Genomic DNA, 17220 nt, shown 5'->3' with positions numbered 1-17220 from the left:
GTGGGTTCATGCGGTCAGGGTTCGATGCCGGTGACCCCGCGCTGCGGGTGGGCGGCGCCCCTTGCGTGGGTGTGGATGTCGCTGATCCCGACCAGCGAAAGCAGCTGGGTCCGGTAGGTGGCGGTGACCTCGACGGTCACCGTGTCTCCAGCCACGGCCACGCTGCCGGTCGCGCCGATGCTGCTGAGATACCGCTGCGCCAGGTCCTGCGCCCTCCGCGGATCGAGCCGAACCACACCATTGGCGCGGTAGGCGGCGAGGTCGAGTGCTTGGGCGCCGGCGCGAGCGGCGGACTCGGCCTGCCCGCCGGCACGGACCTTGCTCGCGAGGGCGAGGCCACCGTCCAGGCTCAGGCCGGTCAGGGCGAGCAACCCGATCAGCAAGGTGAGCACGAACGCGGTCACCCGCCCTTCCTCGGCGCGCCACCACCACCGCCATCGGCGGCGCAGCGCGAAGGGCACGACGGGGGACGCTTCGACGGTGTGGCGAGAATGGGGCGCGTGACCGCCCCCGAAGCCCAGGAACCACCCTTGCTGGACGAGGACTGCGTGACTGCCTGGCACGAGGCCGGGCACGTGGTCGTCTACCTTCTGCAAGGCCGGTCGCTGCGCTATGTCACGCTGCGGCCCCGAATACGTGGGCGGGCCGGGTTCACCGCGGCCCGGCCTCGCCGGGTGGAGCTGTCCTCGCTGGCGGTCGTCGCCCACGCCGACCCGCTCGCCCAGGCCCGCTACGCCCTCGACACGACCAGCGCAGCCGAGCGGGACCGCGAGGATCTGACGGCCGAGCACGTCCGCCTCGAGGCCTACCTGCACGGCGGCCACGACGACCTGGCCGTAGTCACCGACGTCCGCCGCGCCTACCGGCTCCCCGCCCACCGGCCGGACCTGCGGGCCGGCATCGCGCAGGATCTCATCGACCGGTACTGGACGGAGATCGGCCGGGTCTCCACCGGGTTGCTCGAACATCGGACGTTGACCGGGCAGCAGGCCCGGGCGTGCGTCGGCGATCCGGCGCTCGCGCGCTGACGGGCTCACCGTGCACCCTCCGGCCCGGCTTGTGACCGGTAGGTGTCGACGACTTCGCTGGCACTCGATTCCAGAGTTTTCCTGCCGGGCACGCCCAGCAGCAGCGCTTGGCCGAAGTCGACGGTGCAGCGCACCCGCACGGTCACCGCCGCGGCGGGGGTGGGCGTGCCGGACAGCGTGGTGGTAACGCCCCGGCACATCAGTCCGGCCTGGGCGAGCGCTGCTTCGGCGGTGGCGCGGGCGGCGGTGGCAGCGGCCGGGGTGTTGCGTTGCAGTGTGGCGGCGCGGGCGGCTTGGTGAGCGGCGTCGTCGAGCCGCAGCCGGGCATCGACGCCCCGGTGGACCACCACGGCCAGGAACACCAGGAGCATGACCAGCAGAGGCGTCACCAGCACGGCCTCGGCGGTGACCGATCCGGCCTCGGCGGCCCACCATCGCCGTACTGGGGTGGCTTTCGGTGCGCGCCAGGTCATGACGGGCCCTCACCTCGTCGAACCAGCCGTAGCCACGCTTTCCCCGGTGTAGGGCTTCGGTTGAGTCCGCTGGGCAAGAAACGGAGACGTGACCGAGGCAAGGGGTGCTGTTCCCACGGGAACGCTCCGGCGTCGGTGGTGTCGCGGGCTGCGGTGATGTAGGCGAATACGTTCTGCGGTAACGCTTCTGCAGTCTGCGCGAGCCGCTGGACCCGGCTCTGGTCGGTCAGAGCGGCGAGAGTGCCTTCGGTGCGAGCAGCGAGTTCGCCGTGCCGGAGTTTCGCCTCCCACGCTCGGGTCAGCGCGAGGCAGGCATGCACGTGCCACATGACCTCGTCCAGGGCGTCATCGATCACTGTGACCGCCTCGCGGGCCGCGGCGGCCAGCTCTCCGACCGCGGAACCGGGATCGTCGGCGATTTCCGCGGCCAGGCTCCGGGCAGCGCGGGTGCGGTCAAGGCAGCACAACGCCCGCCACACCAACAGGTGCACCTCGCGCGGCAGGTCGGGGCCTATCCAAGCGCGGGCCGGACTGCGATGCAGCTCGTCCACCTCAGCGATTAGGCTCCGCACCCCCTGGCCAACGGAGCCGAGGTCGGCGAAATCGCGACTGCGGAAGAAGAACTCGCCCCGCACGCGATCAAGCCGGCAGGGGTGCGTCAGGCCGTGACGATGATCGGTGAGTACAGCGGCGCCACTGCGCCAGCGGAGCAGCAGGTATCCGGCGAGTGGGAGCATGCTCATGCCCCACTCCAACGCGGCTACCGGACCTTCGCCCTCCGCAACCGCGGAACCCGCGAGGACGGTCAGAGCTGCCCCGGCGAGTCCGATGACGACGATCTGGGGACACAGCAGGGCTCGGATGCGTTCGCGCCGCCACCACCGCTCGGGAACATCAGGGTTCAGCAGTAGGGAATCCGGTCCGTCAGGGAATACGGCCGCGCGCACCGGCATCGCCATGCCCGGCGGTAGCTGGTCTGTCATCGTCTGGTGTCCTTTCGGCCGGTCGCCGAAATCGCCTTTATGGCAAGGGAATTCTTAGGATGTCGGCATGGTGTCGGGCAGGAATCGTTCGGCCTCGCCGGAGGCTTCGGCGTGCACGTGCAGGTGCACGCCGGGCAGGACGGTCGCGGCCTCGCCACGGATACTTACCGACACCGCGGCCGCGCCGCGCGACACGGTCAGAACCGGGTGGCGCAGGGGCCCGGCGGCGAGATCGTCGAGCAGCCGCCGGCCGGCGGCGTGTCCGGTGGCGGCGGTGCCATTCTGGGTGCGGGCCGCGGCCAGGGCCTGGGACGCGGCGGCCTGGGCAACGTGGGTGGCGTGGGACCACTCGGCGAACTGGATGATCGCCAGCAACGCCAGAAGCAGCAGCGGGGTGGCGATGACCAGCTCGAGGGTGACCTCGCCCCGGTCACCGCGCAGCGCCCGCCGGGCACGCTCGACCACCACATGGCCGTGGGATCGGCTAGCTGAGGCCGGCATCGTCAGCCGCCGAGCCCGAGGTTGATCGAGTTCGCCTTCTGCGTCAGTTTCGCCACGATGATCGCGATGATGGCGATCGCGGCGATGGCCATCAGGGCGGTGACGATGACGGTGGTGGTGATCTCCCCGCGCTCCGGTTCGGCACGCAGCAGCGCGACCCGGGCGCGCGTCAGCGCCCAGAGAGTTCGGATGTGGTGCATCATGGTTGTCCTTCTTTCCGTTGTGTTTGCATGCCTTTCTTCGGATATGGGACGGTGATCGGTCTAGAGACCATTGAGGACTTGGATGACCGCCGGGTAGGCCATGAATCCGAGGAAGCCGAGGAACAGCAGAGAGACCGGCAGGGCCATGCGTTCGGTGGCGGCCTGGGCGTCGGTCTCGGCGTCGGTGACCTGGTGGGTGCGCAGTGCTTGGGCTTTCGCGGCCAGGGACGCGCGGACGCGGGCGCCTTCGGTGCCGGCCAGGGAGATCGAGGCGGCGAGCTCGGATAGTTCGGTGATGCCGAGTTCCTCGCCGAGCTGGCGCAGGGTGGCCCAGGGGGTGGTGCGGGTCAGCTGCGCGGCGTGCAAGGCTCGGCGGATCTGATCGAACGCCGGCCCGGCGCCGACGGCCGCGGCGTCGCCGAGGGCGGCCTCGACCCCAGCGCCGCCGGCGAGGGTGATCCACACCAGGTCCAGGAAGGCGGAGAGGGCGTCGCGGAATTCCCGCCGGAGGCGCGTGGCCCGTGCCCGGACGTCGAGGTCCGGGGCCACGAAGCCGAGGGCGGCGAGCACGAGCCCGGCCAGCAGCGGCACCTCGAGCCCCAGCGACAGCCCGCCCACTGCGAGCAGCGCCTGCAGCAGCCACGGGGCGAGCAGGCCGGCCACGGCGAGCAGGGCCTTCGATGCCAGGTGGGTGTCGGTGCCGCGCCTGATGACTCGCAGATCGGCGCTGGTCCTCGTGCCGGGCAGCCCGAACCGGCGCAGGCCAGGGGCGAAGACCCGGCCCCAGGCACGCACCCACGGGGCATCCGCCGCGAGAACGATTGGAGGGGCCGGAGGCCGCGTGCTGGCCTGGGCGAGCCGGTCGCCCAGTGCCGGGCGCGGCGGTACGGCCCACGCCAGCAGGAGCCACAACCCGACCCCGGCACCAGCGCCGAACACGAGAGGCGGGATCACGGGCGCTCACCTCCCCCGGCCGTCGCGGCTGCCGCCAAGGGTTCCGGCAGCGTCCGCGGTATCGAGCGTGAGCACCCTGGCCTGTGCACCGCTGGTGGCGATCCGGGCCAGCCAGGCGAACCCGGCGGCGAACAGGGCGCCGATGGTCAGCAGCACCACCTGGCCGGTGGCGCTGTTGTAGACGTCGAGGTAGGCGCGGTTGAACACCACGACCCCGGCCGCGAAGGCCAGCGTGGTGGCAGCGATGACCCGCACCGAGGTGCGGGTCCGGGCACGCCCGGTCTCCACGCGCATCCGCATCGCGGCCTGCCCCCGCGCGGTCGTGGCAAGCGAGCCGAGCAGGTCGCCGAGCTGGCGGGCCTGGTGCTCGGCGGCCAGGACCAGAGCGGCGAGGACGAGGTCCGCGGTCGGGTCATCCAGCTCACGCGCCAACGCCCGCAGCGCCGGCGCCAGGCGCTGCCCGCTTTCCAGCCGCGCTGCGAGGGTGGCGACCTCGCCGCGGATGGCCGCGGGCGCGAGCGGAGCGGTGGCGAGGACGGCTTGCTCGAGCCCGGCCGCAGCGGACAACACGTCGCGCAGCATCTCCGTCCACGAGGCGATCGCCTCGATCCGCGCGACCCGCCGGACATGGGCATGGTCCGGACCGACCAGCCGCGGCAGGAACCACACCGCCGCCGCGGCCAGCACCGCGCCGACCACCCATCCCGTCAAGACCCCGGCCAGCACGCCCACGCCGACCGCAATAGCCAAGCGCAGCACGACACGGCGGTCGCCGACCCGGCCCCGCGCGGCACGCACCAGCCCGGTGCGCCGCGAGGGCGCCGAGGCCAACGGTGTTCGACTCCCGGCGACGATCAGCAGCATGCCGAGGCCGGCGCCCATCCCGAGGGCGGCGGCGATGATCGTGGTGGTGTCGATGCTCATGGCGTCCACCACCCCTCCGGGCGGACCAGCAGGTCCGGGTCGAACCCGGCCACGATCAGGTCGTCGAGGGTGTCCGCGCGCAAGGCCCCGGCCACCGGGACCGCGCGGCGGCCGGGGCCGCGGCGGTAGACCTCGTTGGAGATCACCGCGCCCGCCTCGGCGTCGATGACCTCACGGACCGAGGCAATCACCCGCGTCGTCCGATCCGCCGCTCGGTCGAGGTGCACTACGAAATGCACCGCAGAGGCGACCAGCAGGGCGGTTGCCTCCAGCGGTAGCCGCTCCGGACCCTGGGCGGCATAGGAGGAGAGGCGGGTGAACGCGATCTTCGAGCTGGAGGCGTGCAGCGTCGCCATCGAGCCGTCGTTGCCCTGGGACATGGCGTTGCACATCGGGATGACCTCGGCCCCGCGGATCTCTCCGACGATCACGCGGTCCGGGGACATACGCAGGCCCCAGCGGACCAGCTCGGCCTGGCCGATCGCGCCTTCGCCCTCGACGTTGGGCTCGCGGGACTGCAGGGCGGTGACGTCGGCGTGCAGCGCGGGGTCCAGGCCGAGGCCGAGTTCGAAGGCGTCCTCCACGGTGACGATCCGCTCCAGCGGGTCCATCTCCGCGGCCAGGCCCCGCAGCAGCGTGGTCTTGCCCGCACCGGTGCCGCCGGTGATCAGCACGTTCTTCCGCGCCCGCACCACCGCGCGTAGGAACCGCTCCAGCCCAACGTCGAGCGTGCCGCGGCGACGCAGCTGGGCGAGGGTGGCAGTGAGGTAGCCGTGCCGGCGGATCGTGCACGCCGTCACCCCGCCCGCCGTCAGGCCCAGCACCGCGAACAGCCGCTCGCCGCCGGGCAGTTGCAGATTCAGCGCCGGGCTACCACGGTCGAACCGGCGCTCCTCCGACGACGCCCGCGCCGCCAGCGTGCGGATCAGATCGGTGAGTTCCTCGTTCGAGGACGCCACCGGCGCGACCTGGGCCCGGCGGCCGTTGCTGTACTGGACGAAGACCCGGTCATAGCGATTGACCGCGATCGTCTCCACCGACGAGTCGGACAGCAGCGGCTGCAGCCCACCCAGGCCGAACACCTCATCCAGCACCTGCTCGACCAGCCGCTGCTCCATCCCGGAGTCGACCAGGGCGCGCCCGGCGAGGAGCTCGGCCTCGCTGTGCGCGGCGACCGCGTCGTCGAGCACCGCGCGGCCGATCTCGCGACGCCGGGCCAAACTCAACCCGCCGCCGCTGGCCCCGGACTCAACCTCGACACGGACGGGCAGGTCCGCGCTCAAGGCTTGCCGGAGCCGGGCACGCAACCGCTGCTCCGCACCACCAGACCGTCTATCCACTGTGGACGATTTGGCCGGGTTATCAGTTTGGATCATGCGAATGGCTCCTTCCCCGTGGCGCTCGGCCCGTGGCCGTTGCGCTGCGGACCAACGGCCGGGGCCGGGATCGGCGGGCGTCCAGGCGGGGTAGTGATCAGGGCGGGAGGCCGACGCACTTGCTGGTCGGGCTCCCCAAAAATGCTTGTCGGCGGGCTCGCCGACGGTGGCGCGGCGGGTCCGGCCAGAGCTTGGGCAAGGGCCGTGGCCTGGCTGGCGAGGCCGCCGTCGCCGCGGCGGCGGGCCGGCGGCGGCCGGTGCCCGGTCAAGGTGGCGGCAGCGTCCGGGTCGTACGGGATGCGGCCGATCGTGCGGACGCCCAGCTCGCGCTCGACATCCGCGGTCGGATAACCCTCGCCGGTCAGCAGCAGGCCGGGCCGAGGGGTCCAGCGGGCCAGCTCCCCCAAGCGGGCTGCGGCATGGGCGAGATCATCGCCCCGGGTCCCGGTCAGCAGGACTAGGGCATCGGCGCGACGCGCGATCGCCTCCGCCGGCGACCCCGGATCCACCCGCCCGCAATCGGCCAGAATCACCACTCCCGTGTCGCGGGCCACCGCGGGCAGCAACGGCCCATCCGGGGCGCTAGCCAGGGTCGACAGCGCGGCGCGGGCATGCGCGCCGCCCGGCGGAGCCACCACCACGAAGGCCCCGTTCGGCAAGACCTGGGTGTGCTCCCACACCACCGAACTGTGGCGGGTGCGCCGCGCAGCGGCGGCGAGGCTGACCAGCCCCGGGGTGGTCGACAGGCCGAAACGCATCGCCAGGTCACCCCCAGCCGGGTCGACTTCGGCAACAAGCCGGCGGATGCTCCCCGCGTGCGGCCACTTCACCGCCAGCGCCACGGCCAGGGTGGTCACGCCCGGCGAGCCCTTCACCGAGCACAAGGCGATCAGCATCAGCGGCCACCGCCCGCCGGTTGCAGCACCAGCGCGAGCTGCCCAGCCGGGACCTGCGCCAGCTGTGACGCCCCCGTGGAGTCCAGGTCCAGCGACACCACGCTGGTCTCATCCGTACTCGCCGGTGCGAAGCCGACCACGATGGCCCGCCAGGACGATCCCGGCCCCGGCCCGGCGGACGAAGTCCCGGCCGCAGTGGCGGCGGTGACCACAACGGTCACCGGGGCTCCAGCGGCGAGCTCGGGCGGGAACTGACCGGGCCTGACCCCGACCGCAACCACCGCCCGACCCGGCTCCGGAATCGCGGCACCGCCCAGCGCGTCCGGAGTCAGAAGCGCGCCGGCGCCGAGGCTGGTCGCCATCGGCCGCCCGAGCACGCCGGACGCCTGGCCCGCCGGAATCAGCGCCACGCCCGGCGCAGCGGAGACGTCGATGCCGCGCAGGTCATCCTGCGTCAGCACGTGCCCGAGCGCGACCGGCTTCGCCAGCGCCAGCATCGGCACCCGGTCCTGGCCGCTGGTGGTCCACCACACCGCGCCCCCGACGCAGAGCACGACCAGCAGGACACCCGCCACCAGATGGGGAAGACGCCGACGGCCACGGCCAGGCCCAGCTGCGGACGGAGATCCTGAGGGATCCAGCCACGACACCGGCCGAAGCTCACCATCCGCGTTCCGGGCTCGTGCGGGAATGCCAATGCTGGTCACGATCAGACCTCCAGGAATGGATCGCCCGCACCACGTATTCATCCGGCAAATTCAGCCGCCGCGAATACGCGGCCAGGAAATAAAAGGAATGGTCCAGTTAGGAGAATTCGCCTCGGCTTATCCGGTGCCCAGTGCTTGGGCTTCGGCGACCCGGAAAGATCCCGAATCGTTGGTGGTCATGTCCGGGAACGTGCCCGACGCCCCCGCGCCCGACCACGTGATCCGCCACGCCACCGTCGCGGTGGCCGGGAATCGCTCGGCTGGAGAACCAGCTGACGAACGCTGGTAGGTGTGGCCACAATCCGGCGACGCCGCCTGCGGATCGCCGTGAGCGGGGAACGGTGTGCCCGGCCCGGCGCAGGTCACGGTGGATCCGTCGCCCATCGACCAGGACGCCGAGGCCGGAGTCGCGGTCGCGGTGACCGACACCCCGGGAACCGAAGCCGTCGCCGACCGCGGTTGCCACATCGCGCGGTCGAGCCAGAGCCAGGTCGGCAGGCGCACCAGCTGCGTCCCCGCAGGGCTCGACGCGATCACCGGCTTCGGCAATCGCAGCTGCGACCGAGCTTGCTCGGCCAGTTCCTCCGGTGACGGCAACGACGCGGCACCAGGCGCTTGACCATCGGGAATCCACACCGGGGCCCGGTAGAGGGCGTCACGCACGCCCTGGCCCGCGCACCGGTAGACGTACCACGCGCCACCCTGGGCCGAGGCCTGCGCCAGCACGTCCCGGGCCTGATGGCGGACCAGCGACACGAAACGCGCCCCTCCGGAGCCCGAGTGGTCCGGACGGAAGCTCGCCGTCTGCACTCCGTTCACCGGTGGCTGGTAGCTGCTGCGCACGTACGAGCAATCGGCCTTATCGCCGCCGCCGATCACTTGGTCGCCTAGCGGCGAAGGAGCCGAGCCCTGGCCCTCGGTCTGCGGCTTCGGGGCGCCAGGTTTCGGCGCGGGTACTGGGCCCGGAGCCGGGTGGCCATCTCGGCCAGCGCCGAGATCGCAGGACGGGTTCCCCGCTTCGCCGCAGGTGACGTTGCCCCAGCCGTCGGCCAGCGCCGAGCTGGCCGTGCCGAAGCAAAGGACGACTACCGTGCCCGCAACCAGGGCCGTCCTGCCTACCCGGTGCATGATCCGACCTCATGTACCGCGAAGGTCGTCACCTTCCACGAGCCGTCGACGGCCTTCTTCACCAGGGCTTCGATCTGACGGTGCCCACTCGGCCCGTCGTCCGCTCGCTGACGGTTGTCCGCTCGGTACTTGAGCCAGTTCGTCGAGTCGCCGCAGTCGGTGAGCGTGACCGATGTCGGATTATCCTGGGGTTCGGCCGAAGCAGGCTTCGGGTGGTTGAGGAGGCGTCCCTCGGTGACCAGCCCGTTGTAGTGATCGGTGTACAAGCTGCGGGAGATGGTCTGCAACGCCTCCCCCGTCGCGTTTTGGGCCAGCTTCGCCGATTGCCAGTCCGAGGTCGTCGCGGCCCCGGCCATATCGCTCCACATCCCCAGGTAGGCCGCAATGGCCCGCTGCTTAGCGAGGTCAGCGGGCGAGGCGACCGTCGTGCTGGAGGTGGGAGGTGATGCTGGGAACGGGGAAGCCGGAGCTGCACCGTTGTCCGAGCTGCAAGCGCTCAGGCCGACGCCACCTGCGGTGATGAAGACGGCCAGAACGAGTCGGGTGCTGCGGCGGTGGGTCATCACGGTCCCCCAGTTCGTCGACGATCGCTGAGCAGTGCGGGCAAGCCAGCCCGGTGGTGCGCTCGCCGCAAGACCGACTCTCGTGGCGCCGGCGCTCCAGGTGGACTCATCGGAATGAAGTTCACCCGTTGGGTTGAGCGTGGGCGGACGCAGCGTGCGGACGGGCAGGAGAACGTAGAAGGTGATCACCGGAGTTCTGGAGGGGGCGTGCAGTCGACGGCGAACTGGTGGTGGGTTGGCGGCGCTACCGCGGCCGGGCTGGTATTCGGCACAGCTGCGAGCACCATCACGCGCCGGTTCGTGCGTCGTGAGAGGAGTCTGGCCGGGGCGTGGTGGTTCGGCTCGGTGCTCACCGTAGCCGTCCTGGGATTGCTCGGCTGGCGCGTCGGCGGCCGCGGCGAACTCGTCGTCTACGGATTCGCGGCCGTGCTGGCGGTCCCCCTGGCGGTCATCGACTGGTGCGAGCACCGACTGCCGCGCGCGCTGGTGTGGCCGCAGCTGGCCGGCGCGCTGACGGGGTTCGCGGGTCTGTGCCTTGTTCGTCAGGATTCCGAGCCTGGTCTGCGGGCGCTGGCCGCGCTCGCCGCGGCCGGCGGGCTGTTCTTGCTCCTCGCCCTCCTCACCGGCGGAGGCGTCGGTGCTGGGGACGTCAACGTCGCGGCCGTGATCGGGCTCATCACGGGCTGGATCGGCTGGGCCGAAGTCGCCGGAGCGCTGCTCGTGGCCGGCGCCCTCGGAGCGATCGTGGCTGCCGTGCCGGTCATACGCCGCCGCGGAGGCAAGCACAACACGGTGGTGCCGTTCGGCCCGTGCCTCTTCCTCGGCGCGCTGGCCGTGGTCCTGGCGTGAACCGAGCCTGACGTGGTGAAAAGCCTGATCGTTCAGCACGGTTCCTCCCGACACGGCCGGATGGTCTGCACGAGCCAGTGGTACGGCGCGGAATAGCGCACGACCTCCGCCTCAAGCTGGTAGCGGCGGGGCTGGGCCGGGTTGTCCAGGTTCTTGCCCGCCTCGCTCGGGCGATCGCTGACCAGATGCTCCACCGACGCGTCGAGGCAATCGACGATCACCACCCGGGCAGGCTCAATCATCGACACCCACCGAACCCTCGGCGAACGGCGGTACTCACCCGTCGAGCGCGCCGGAATCGACGCGAGGTTCGCCAGCTCGTCAACGAAGGTCGTCAACGCCGGATCCGCCATCACATGCGCGAACGACCTCCGCCAATCCTGCCCACCCGGCGACGCCTCAGCCTGCTCACTCAGCTGCCAGTACCGCCCGTACACCTGCAACGCCTCCTCGGCGACGGTCTGCTCCGGCTTCGGAACCCACGAAGACGGGGCCACACTCGAGCTCGGCGGCGCCGCGGCCGGGACCGGAGTATTCGAAAGACAAGCGAGGGCCATGACGCTGATCGCCAGACCAACAGCCGGATACCTGATGCTGCTCATCAGAATCTCCACAGTTCGGCGGTGTGGCGAGCCGGCACCGGCCTGCCACACCGCAAGGGCGATCAGGCCGGGCCGTCGTACCCCGGCTGGCAACCAATGCCGCCGTTCCACCAGGCATCAGCAATCCGCCACCGGATGACCGGCTGGATGTCCGTCGTGCCCGGGCCGACACAGTAGTGGAAAATATTTCCCCAGATGTCCCGGACATCGAGCAGCACCGTCGAGCCCGTCCCGCCATCGCAGTGCCGGTATTCGCCCCCACCGAGATAGCCACACGCCTCCGCAGGTGCCGCCGGCTTCGCAACAGCGGCTGAAGCCTCACTGGCTACTGTGCCAGCGAGCGCCACCGCGCCCAGGCCGGCCAGCACCGGTCCTCGAAACTTTCCGATCGTGGGCATAGGAATCTCCTTCTTCGAATGAAAAATGCACGGCTTATCGAGCCTTTCCGGGGGCGTTGGGTGGCGCCCATCGCGAGCCTGGACGCCACCCAACTGGTGTGCGATCGACGCAACGACGGCCGGCACGGGCGCCGAAGGAGAGGTGGTCGATTCGCATGAACTCACTATTGCAAATCTAGTCACGTCGGAGAAGAAAATACCGAGCACAGATCTGTCCTTCTTCAGTGATGGAGTTGTGCCAAAGTTGTCAAGACGAAAACGATGTTCAGGAATGGTCCGTCTTCGCGACGTTGAACGACCGACCGGCCGCCTCGTCACCATCTGGATCATGCGGCATGACCGCTGGTAACGTCGAGTCGCCTGGAGATCACCGTCATTCCGAGGGGACCGCATGGGAAAGCTCACCGATCACGTAACCGTGGTGACCGGCGGGGCCACCGGCCTCGGCCGCGAGATCGTGGAGGCCTTCGCCCAAGAGGGAGCGGCCGTGGTGATCGCCAGCCGCGACGGCGAGGCGTGCGAAGAAGCCGCGTCGCAGGTCCGCAAGCAGCACGGCGTCGAGGCGCACGCTGTGTCGTGCAACGTCGGCTCCTGGACTGCCTGCGAAGACCTCGTGAACACTGTTTACGCGCAGCTCGGCCGCGCCGACGTGCTGGTCAACAACGCCGGCATGGCACTTCCGTACCGAAGCGTGGAAGATCTCGACGAGCGGATGTGGCGGAAGGTCCTCGACGTCAACTTGATGGGCACAGTGGCGCTTTCCCAGGGATTCGGCACGAGGATGGCCGCGGCCGGCGGGGGCTCGATCATCAACATCACCTCGACCGGGGCCGTGCGGCCGAAGGACCCGTTCGTGCCGTACGCGGTGGCGAAGTCGGCGGTAAACACCCTGACTCAGGCGCACGCGCAGTCGTTCGGCCCGAAGAATGTTCGCGTTAATGCGATCCAGTGCGGCCCGTTCCGGACGAAGATGTCCACCGGCTGGGATGAAAAGACCGTGGCGCTGCTCGAACGAACCGCGGCATTGCGTCGCATCGGCGATCCCGCAGAAATCCGTGCCGCCGCCCTCTACCTGGCCACATCCGACTCAGCTTTCGTCACCGGAACAGTACTGCAGCTTGATGGCGGCGCCACTTTCTGAAGAACAATCACGTCCTTCCCAGCTGGCGTTGCGCGTTCTGTCCCCAATGGATCACGTCCGTATAGTGGCGGCATGAACACGTCTGCATCCGCCGACACCACGCATCGTCCGCACCGGGACCGCGGCTTGTGGATGGTGCTGGACGCGGACGGCCTGCTGTACGCCATCGACAATCGGCTCTACCCCGGCGTTTCGCTCAACAACGCGGACATCGTCGCGCGCAAGCTGCTCGCCCCGCTGGTCACCGAAGTCCGCGAAACGCGGACCGCTCGGCACCACCGCCAGAAGTACGCGACCGAGGAGTACGACCTCACCGCCAAGCCAGTTCTCGGCGGACGGGACGGCCCCCTCATCGCCATCACCGCCGGCTACGTATCCGCCGGGCAAGCGCTCCCGGACGCTCCCCTGATCGCGACCTGGGAATGGCAAGAACCGGAGCCCGGTGACGGCGGCACGATGAAGCACTGGTGGGGCGAGGACGCGCCGCGGCTCTACGGCGTCGCTCCGCCGTCGTCCCAGTGGCACGGCGGCCCCAGCGGTCGTGACCCCTATCGCTTCATCGACTCGATCCTGTCCGACGGCTCGCGGGTCGCGACGACGGCGGTGATCCAGGACTACCGGAAGTCCCTGATCGGCACTCCCCTGATCCGCTTCATGGAGCAACGGCACGCCACCACCGGCGAGTTGCAGGGAATCCGGGCAGTTGGCCGGAAAATCGCGGATCGACGGTACGCGGGGTTCTCGATGCGCGTCGACACCGAAGACCTGCGCCGCGCCCTGCATTCGCCTCTAATGCGGCAGCTCGGCGCCTACGCGGCACTCGTCACCGATCCCCTGATCATCGTCGACGCCGTTCACGACGCCGTCGTCATGACGAGCGATGACTACCCCGCCAAGGAAGTTCCGGTCCCCGATACCAGCAAGATCGCCGAGATGCTCGAACCGGCTGACGTCGATCCGGTCCTCGCTCTGCTGCGCGAAGCGGCCAGCCAACCGGCACAACGACTGCGGACGGTCGACGCGACCTTCCAGCGTCGAGACGGGTCTTCGTGGAAGGTGCGACTCCACGCGGTCGGCATCAGCGTGGACACCCACCCGGACGGCCAGTTCGTCATGTGCCGCATCACCAACCTCTGAAACGCCGCTGCGATCTCCAGCTCACGACGCCACCTCGTGACCGTGTGGAGCGTGAAGGCTCGCGTCCAGGTTGGCGACCTTGCCATGGATGCCGAAAGCTCGCGCATCGTGCAGGCGCTCGAGGATATTGGCGGCCTCGCAGTAGGACTCGCGCGCGCCGTGAGGTTGCCCCAATGCTTGCAGCGCCTCCGCGCGAGCGATGAGCGTCTCCGCTTCGCCCCAGCTTTCCTGGCTAAGGCGACGGGCCGCGAGCGCCGCGTCGAGCTGCGTCAACGCGAGCCGGTGAGCACCATGCTGGAGCAGCAGCAGGCCAAGCTGGTGCTGGGCGAGGCTCAGCACCGGTCTCGACCCGACGGTCTGAGCCAGCGAGAGGGCTCCGTACGCCACGCTCGCCGCTCGGTCTTGGTGCCCGAGGCGGTGCAGGATGCCGGCGAGCATGGCTCGGGTGACCGTGAGACCGAGGTCGAGCTCGGCCTCGGCGAAGAGCCGTTCCGCGTGCTCGTAGAGCCGGTGCGCGTCGGCGAACTGGTCCAGCGAGGCGTGCGCCGAGGCCAAGGCGAACGCGGTCCACGCCTCGAGCAAGCCGTCGTCGAGCTCTTCTTCGAGATGAAGTGCGCTGGCCAGCAAGACGATGGCGTCGGCGGTGTGCCCGGCCGCGTGCCTAACCCAGCCCAGGCTGAGCAGACCTCGTGCAGTCCCAATTCTGCTGCCGATCCGGCGCGCGGCGGCAAGTCCTTCGGACGCGGCCGACAGCCACACTTTCCAGTTCTTCGTCAAGTAGAAGTACGGCAGGAGCATGGCGGGCAGCTGCCAGCTCAGGTCCCCGGTGGCGCCGACACGCGCAACCCGCAGGACCGTCGGGACTTCGATGTCGAGCCAGGCCATGGCAGCGGCGTAGCCACCGTCGCCGAAAGCCAGCGGCTGGACGTCGCCGGGGACGACCGGCGCGAGCTCCGAACCTGCCCAGCTAGGGGCGAGTGCGCTGCTGGCCGCCAGCACGGTCGCGGCGTACCAGCCGAGGAGCCGCTTCTGGCAGCGGTCGAGCTCGGTCACGGGCTCTTCAGCGCTGCAGCGCTGGTAGGCGTAGGCCCGCAGCAGGTCGTTCATGCGGACCCGCCCGGCGCTGACGGGCTCGACGAGATGGGCGCCGCGCAGGGCCTCGAGTGCGGTGCGTGCGATGGCCGGAGTGAGCCCAGTGAGTGCTGCGGTGGCCTCGACGCTCATGCTGCGCGCGGGACTTGCACCGAGCAGACGGAAGACCCGTGCCGGTTGGGGCGCAAGCGCCAGGTAGGAGAAGTCGATGACCACGTGGATGTTAACGGCCGGGTCGACTGAGCTGAACAGGTCGAGCCGGTCACGCTCGGTGCGAAGCTGCACGGCGACGTTACGCAGGGAATCGCCGTGGTGGAGCGCATGCTCGGCGGCGATCAGGATCGCCATGGGCAGGTTCCCGGCGCGGCGGACGATGGTCTCCGCTGCGGGGAGATCGACGTCCACCCGCGCGTCGCCGACGCGTCGACGCAGGAGCTGCAGGGCCTCGTTTCCGGTCAACGGCGGCAGCTCCACGTGCAGGCCCCCGCTGCGCGCGAGCAAGGCGGTCTGGTGGTCCCGGCTGGTGATCACGACCGCGCTTCCGGCACCGGGCAGCAACGGGCAGACCTGCTCGTAATCAGCGGCGTTGTCGAGGATAACGAGAGCCGGCCGCTCAGCCAGCCGTGACCGATAACGAGCCGACCGCTCCTCGATCGTGCCGGTCAACTCGGTCTCCCCGGCGCCGAGTGCACGGAGAAAACCATCCAGTACGGCGGCGGGCTCCACGGCGCGGCCCAGGGCGAAGCCCCGCAGGTCCGCGAACAGGCAGCCGCCGGGGAACTCGGACTGCACACGCGTTGCCCAGTGCACCACGAGCGCGGTCTTCCCGACCCAGAAGCTCCCTTCGACCACGACGGTCAGCGGAGCTTCACGCCGACGCAGCGCAGCGAGCGCGCCGTCGAGATCACGAAGCACTGCTTCCCGGCCGGTGAAGTCGGCGACCGCGGCCGGCAGCTGGACCGGCCGCACGGCATCCACGCCCTCGACACGTTGTGCGTCCGCGATGCGGCGCAACTCGCCACCGGCGGCGAGCGCGGCGTCCAGCTCCCGGACCACCTCGGGCAGCAGGGGCCGATGGCCGTGCATCAACTTCGACACGTAGCTGACGCTGAAGCTGGTCTGCTCGGCGACCTTGGTCATCGACAGGCCACGCTCACGGCGCAGCCGGTGGACCGCGGCAGCGAAACTATTGGTGCTCCTCATCGATGGCCTCCCCAACGACGCAGCCCGAACGCCCTGACAAGCAGAACGGAGGTGAGCGGTGAAATCCGGCGTCCGACGGAACCGATCTGCTCACGCCGCGCGTGCTGACGCCAATCGCACGGAGCAAGACCTGGTACCGCCGGAATCACGGGCCCGCCAAGTTCAAGCTGCAGACCAGCCGAACCACGGGTCTTCCGCTTCAGGAGGGCAATCGATACCGAGAGGTGTCCATGACGAACCACGCCTCCACCAGCAGGGTGTCATCAGCCAACGGGCTCAGCCACGCGGCCACCCTCCCCTTGAGGTGACACGATCACCGGTCCACCATGAATACCTTGATCAACTTCATGTTGGCAACGGAAAACACCCCCAGTTAACTCGAACGGGCTAACCGGGTCGGGAAGAAACGCTCAACGTTACCCTTGGGGTCACGTAGCGTTACCTGAGTAGAACTACCGGCGCGCCGACCGAGCGGCTTCCCGTCCGGCAGCCGCATCTTCGTTCCGGGTCGCTGGCCCGAGCTCAGGCCGCAAACCTCCCCGCGGATCCCCGCCCGCGGTCAGGGTCATCGGCGCGAGCATGCCGGCCCGCCGGCTCAAACATCGGACCCGCCGCAAGCACAACCCTTTCCCGCCCAAGCAGATCAGGCGACGACCGCCGATCACCTCCCGCATGCGGCGTCGTGGCGGGCCCAGGATGCTTTCGCGCCTCTGACGCTTCCGCGCTCAGTCGACCGTACGCATCTAGCGCGTCTCGCAGAGCAGCCCGTAGCCGACCGGCGCTCAACGGGTCGAAGGCCAGTACCGTTCCGCCGTCTAGCACTACGCAGGGGCCGGACTCCCTCACCGTCACGTGAACCTGGGACCGCCGACCATTCTCATTACGGCATCTCACCGTCCACGAGTGCCGGCTCGCCTCCGCAGGCACCTTGGCCAGCAGGCTCAACACGCTGAATCTTTCCGCTCGAAAGCGTTTCATCGTCGCCGCCTGACATCAAGAAATTTACCCGTGTCAAATACGTAAATTCAACGTATCCGAACTCAATTAAATCGGGAAGCGAAA

Annotated in this window: 19 protein-coding genes; 4 read left to right on the top strand and 15 right to left on the bottom strand. The window is 69.8% G+C overall.

Annotation, left to right across the window (positions count from 1 at the left end; genetic code table 11):
• Positions 1-14 precede the first annotated feature (14 nt).
• Positions 15-404, bottom strand: a complete 390-nt coding sequence (locus tag NYF13_RS34740) for a hypothetical protein (protein WP_315662299.1) — start codon at positions 402-404, stop codon at positions 15-17.
• 96 nt (positions 405-500) lie between these two features.
• On the opposite strand from NYF13_RS34740, the gene NYF13_RS34735 reads away from it, so the two are divergent.
• Positions 501-1028: a hypothetical protein gene (locus tag NYF13_RS34735; RefSeq protein ID WP_315662298.1), complete on the top strand. Its 528-nt coding sequence runs from the start codon at positions 501-503 to the stop codon at positions 1026-1028.
• Positions 1029-1033: 5 nt separating this feature from the next.
• Here NYF13_RS34735 and NYF13_RS34730 read toward each other — a convergent pair whose 3' ends face one another.
• The 11 genes from NYF13_RS34730 to NYF13_RS34680 form a co-directional block, all read right to left on the bottom strand.
• Complete coding sequence (locus NYF13_RS34730; protein WP_315662297.1) at positions 1034-1501, bottom strand: TadE/TadG family type IV pilus assembly protein; 468 nt, start codon at positions 1499-1501, stop codon at positions 1034-1036.
• Positions 1498-2484: a hypothetical protein gene (locus NYF13_RS34725; protein ID WP_315662296.1), complete on the bottom strand. Its 987-nt coding sequence runs from the start codon at positions 2482-2484 to the stop codon at positions 1498-1500. The genes NYF13_RS34730 and NYF13_RS34725 overlap by 4 nt, the downstream gene beginning before the upstream one ends.
• 54 nt (positions 2485-2538) lie before the next feature.
• The gene (locus NYF13_RS34720; protein ID WP_315662295.1) at positions 2539-2949 is read right to left on the bottom strand and encodes a TadE/TadG family type IV pilus assembly protein; all 411 of its coding nucleotides are present in this window, start codon (positions 2947-2949) and stop codon (positions 2539-2541) included.
• 38 nt (positions 2950-2987) lie between these two features.
• Entirely contained in the window at positions 2988-3188 is a 201-nt protein-coding gene (locus NYF13_RS34715; protein ID WP_315662294.1) for a hypothetical protein, read from the bottom strand.
• Between the two features lie 60 nt (positions 3189-3248).
• Positions 3249-4142 carry a type II secretion system F family protein gene (locus NYF13_RS34710; protein ID WP_315662292.1) on the bottom strand — a complete coding sequence of 298 codons (894 nt, stop codon included), beginning with the start codon at positions 4140-4142 and terminating at the stop codon, positions 3249-3251.
• Positions 4143-4148: 6 nt separating this feature from the next.
• Complete coding sequence (locus NYF13_RS34705) at positions 4149-5066, bottom strand: type II secretion system F family protein (RefSeq protein WP_315662291.1); 918 nt, start codon at positions 5064-5066, stop codon at positions 4149-4151.
• The gene (locus NYF13_RS34700; RefSeq protein WP_396287835.1) at positions 5063-6292 is read right to left on the bottom strand and encodes a CpaF family protein; all 1230 of its coding nucleotides are present in this window, start codon (positions 6290-6292) and stop codon (positions 5063-5065) included. Before NYF13_RS34700 ends, NYF13_RS34705 begins: the two co-directional genes overlap by 4 nt.
• A 146-nt stretch (positions 6293-6438) precedes the next feature.
• A complete protein-coding gene (locus tag NYF13_RS34695; protein WP_315662288.1) occupies positions 6439-7338 on the bottom strand; it encodes a carbon monoxide dehydrogenase maturation protein in 900 nt (299 codons plus the stop codon).
• Entirely contained in the window at positions 7338-7913 is a 576-nt protein-coding gene (locus NYF13_RS34690; RefSeq protein ID WP_315662287.1) for a hypothetical protein, read from the bottom strand. The genes NYF13_RS34695 and NYF13_RS34690 overlap by 1 nt, the downstream gene beginning before the upstream one ends.
• Positions 7914-8162: 249 nt before the next feature.
• Positions 8163-8864, bottom strand: a complete 702-nt coding sequence (locus tag NYF13_RS34685; RefSeq protein WP_315662285.1) for a hypothetical protein — start codon at positions 8862-8864, stop codon at positions 8163-8165.
• Between the two features lie 296 nt (positions 8865-9160).
• Entirely contained in the window at positions 9161-9925 is a 765-nt protein-coding gene (locus NYF13_RS34680; protein ID WP_315662284.1) for a hypothetical protein, read from the bottom strand.
• Between the two features lie 18 nt (positions 9926-9943).
• On the opposite strand from NYF13_RS34680, the gene NYF13_RS34675 reads away from it, so the two are divergent.
• Positions 9944-10585 carry a prepilin peptidase gene (locus NYF13_RS34675; RefSeq protein ID WP_315662282.1) on the top strand — a complete coding sequence of 214 codons (642 nt, stop codon included), beginning with the start codon at positions 9944-9946 and terminating at the stop codon, positions 10583-10585.
• Between the two features lie 32 nt (positions 10586-10617).
• On the opposite strand, the gene NYF13_RS34670 is transcribed toward NYF13_RS34675, so the two are convergent.
• Positions 10618-11187, bottom strand: coding sequence for a hypothetical protein (locus NYF13_RS34670; protein ID WP_315662281.1), 570 nt, complete (start codon positions 11185-11187; stop codon positions 10618-10620).
• Positions 11188-11249: 62 nt separating this feature from the next.
• Positions 11250-11915 carry a DUF6355 family natural product biosynthesis protein gene (locus NYF13_RS34665; RefSeq protein WP_315662280.1) on the bottom strand — a complete coding sequence of 222 codons (666 nt, stop codon included), beginning with the start codon at positions 11913-11915 and terminating at the stop codon, positions 11250-11252.
• Between the two features lie 61 nt (positions 11916-11976).
• Between NYF13_RS34665 and NYF13_RS34660 the strand changes: the two genes are divergently transcribed.
• Entirely contained in the window at positions 11977-12726 is a 750-nt protein-coding gene (locus NYF13_RS34660) for an SDR family oxidoreductase (RefSeq protein ID WP_315662278.1), read from the top strand.
• Between the two features lie 126 nt (positions 12727-12852).
• Positions 12853-13863, top strand: a complete 1011-nt coding sequence (locus NYF13_RS34655) for a hypothetical protein (protein ID WP_315662277.1) — start codon at positions 12853-12855, stop codon at positions 13861-13863.
• A gap of 21 nt (positions 13864-13884) precedes the next feature.
• Here the strand turns inward: NYF13_RS34655 and NYF13_RS34650 are convergent, their stop codons facing one another.
• Positions 13885-16158 (bottom strand): helix-turn-helix transcriptional regulator, encoded by a 2274-nt coding sequence (locus tag NYF13_RS34650; protein ID WP_315662275.1) that lies wholly within the window; start codon positions 16156-16158, stop codon positions 13885-13887.
• Positions 16159-17220 lie beyond the last annotated feature (1062 nt).

The organism is Amycolatopsis sp. PS_44_ISF1, from assembly GCF_032335455.1.
In the GTDB taxonomy this organism is placed as follows: Bacteria; Actinomycetota; Actinomycetes; order Mycobacteriales; family Pseudonocardiaceae; genus Amycolatopsis.
Note: the sequence above shows the minus strand (reverse complement) of the source record. Positions and strands in the feature narration are given on the sequence as shown.

Excerpts from the sequence above, each read along its gene's own strand:
- NYF13_RS34730 (WP_315662297.1), bottom strand. The coding sequence starts at position 1,501 with ATGACCTGGCGCGCACCGAAAGCCACCCCAGTACGGCGATGGTGGGCC.
- NYF13_RS34725 (WP_315662296.1), bottom strand. The coding sequence starts at position 2,484 with ATGACAGACCAGCTACCGCCGGGCATGGCGATGCCGGTGCGCGCGGCC.
- NYF13_RS34715 (WP_315662294.1), bottom strand. The coding sequence starts at position 3,188 with ATGATGCACCACATCCGAACTCTCTGGGCGCTGACGCGCGCCCGGGTC.
- NYF13_RS34705 (WP_315662291.1), bottom strand. The coding sequence starts at position 5,066 with ATGAGCATCGACACCACCACGATCATCGCCGCCGCCCTCGGGATGGGC.
- NYF13_RS34695 (WP_315662288.1), bottom strand. The coding sequence starts at position 7,338 with ATGCTGATCGCCTTGTGCTCGGTGAAGGGCTCGCCGGGCGTGACCACC.
- NYF13_RS34670 (WP_315662281.1), bottom strand. The coding sequence starts at position 11,187 with ATGAGCAGCATCAGGTATCCGGCTGTTGGTCTGGCGATCAGCGTCATG.
- NYF13_RS34665 (WP_315662280.1), bottom strand. The coding sequence starts at position 11,915 with ATGATCCAGATGGTGACGAGGCGGCCGGTCGGTCGTTCAACGTCGCGA.
- NYF13_RS34660 (WP_315662278.1), top strand. The coding sequence starts at position 11,977 with ATGGGAAAGCTCACCGATCACGTAACCGTGGTGACCGGCGGGGCCACC.
- NYF13_RS34650 (WP_315662275.1), bottom strand. The coding sequence starts at position 16,158 with ATGAGGAGCACCAATAGTTTCGCTGCCGCGGTCCACCGGCTGCGCCGT.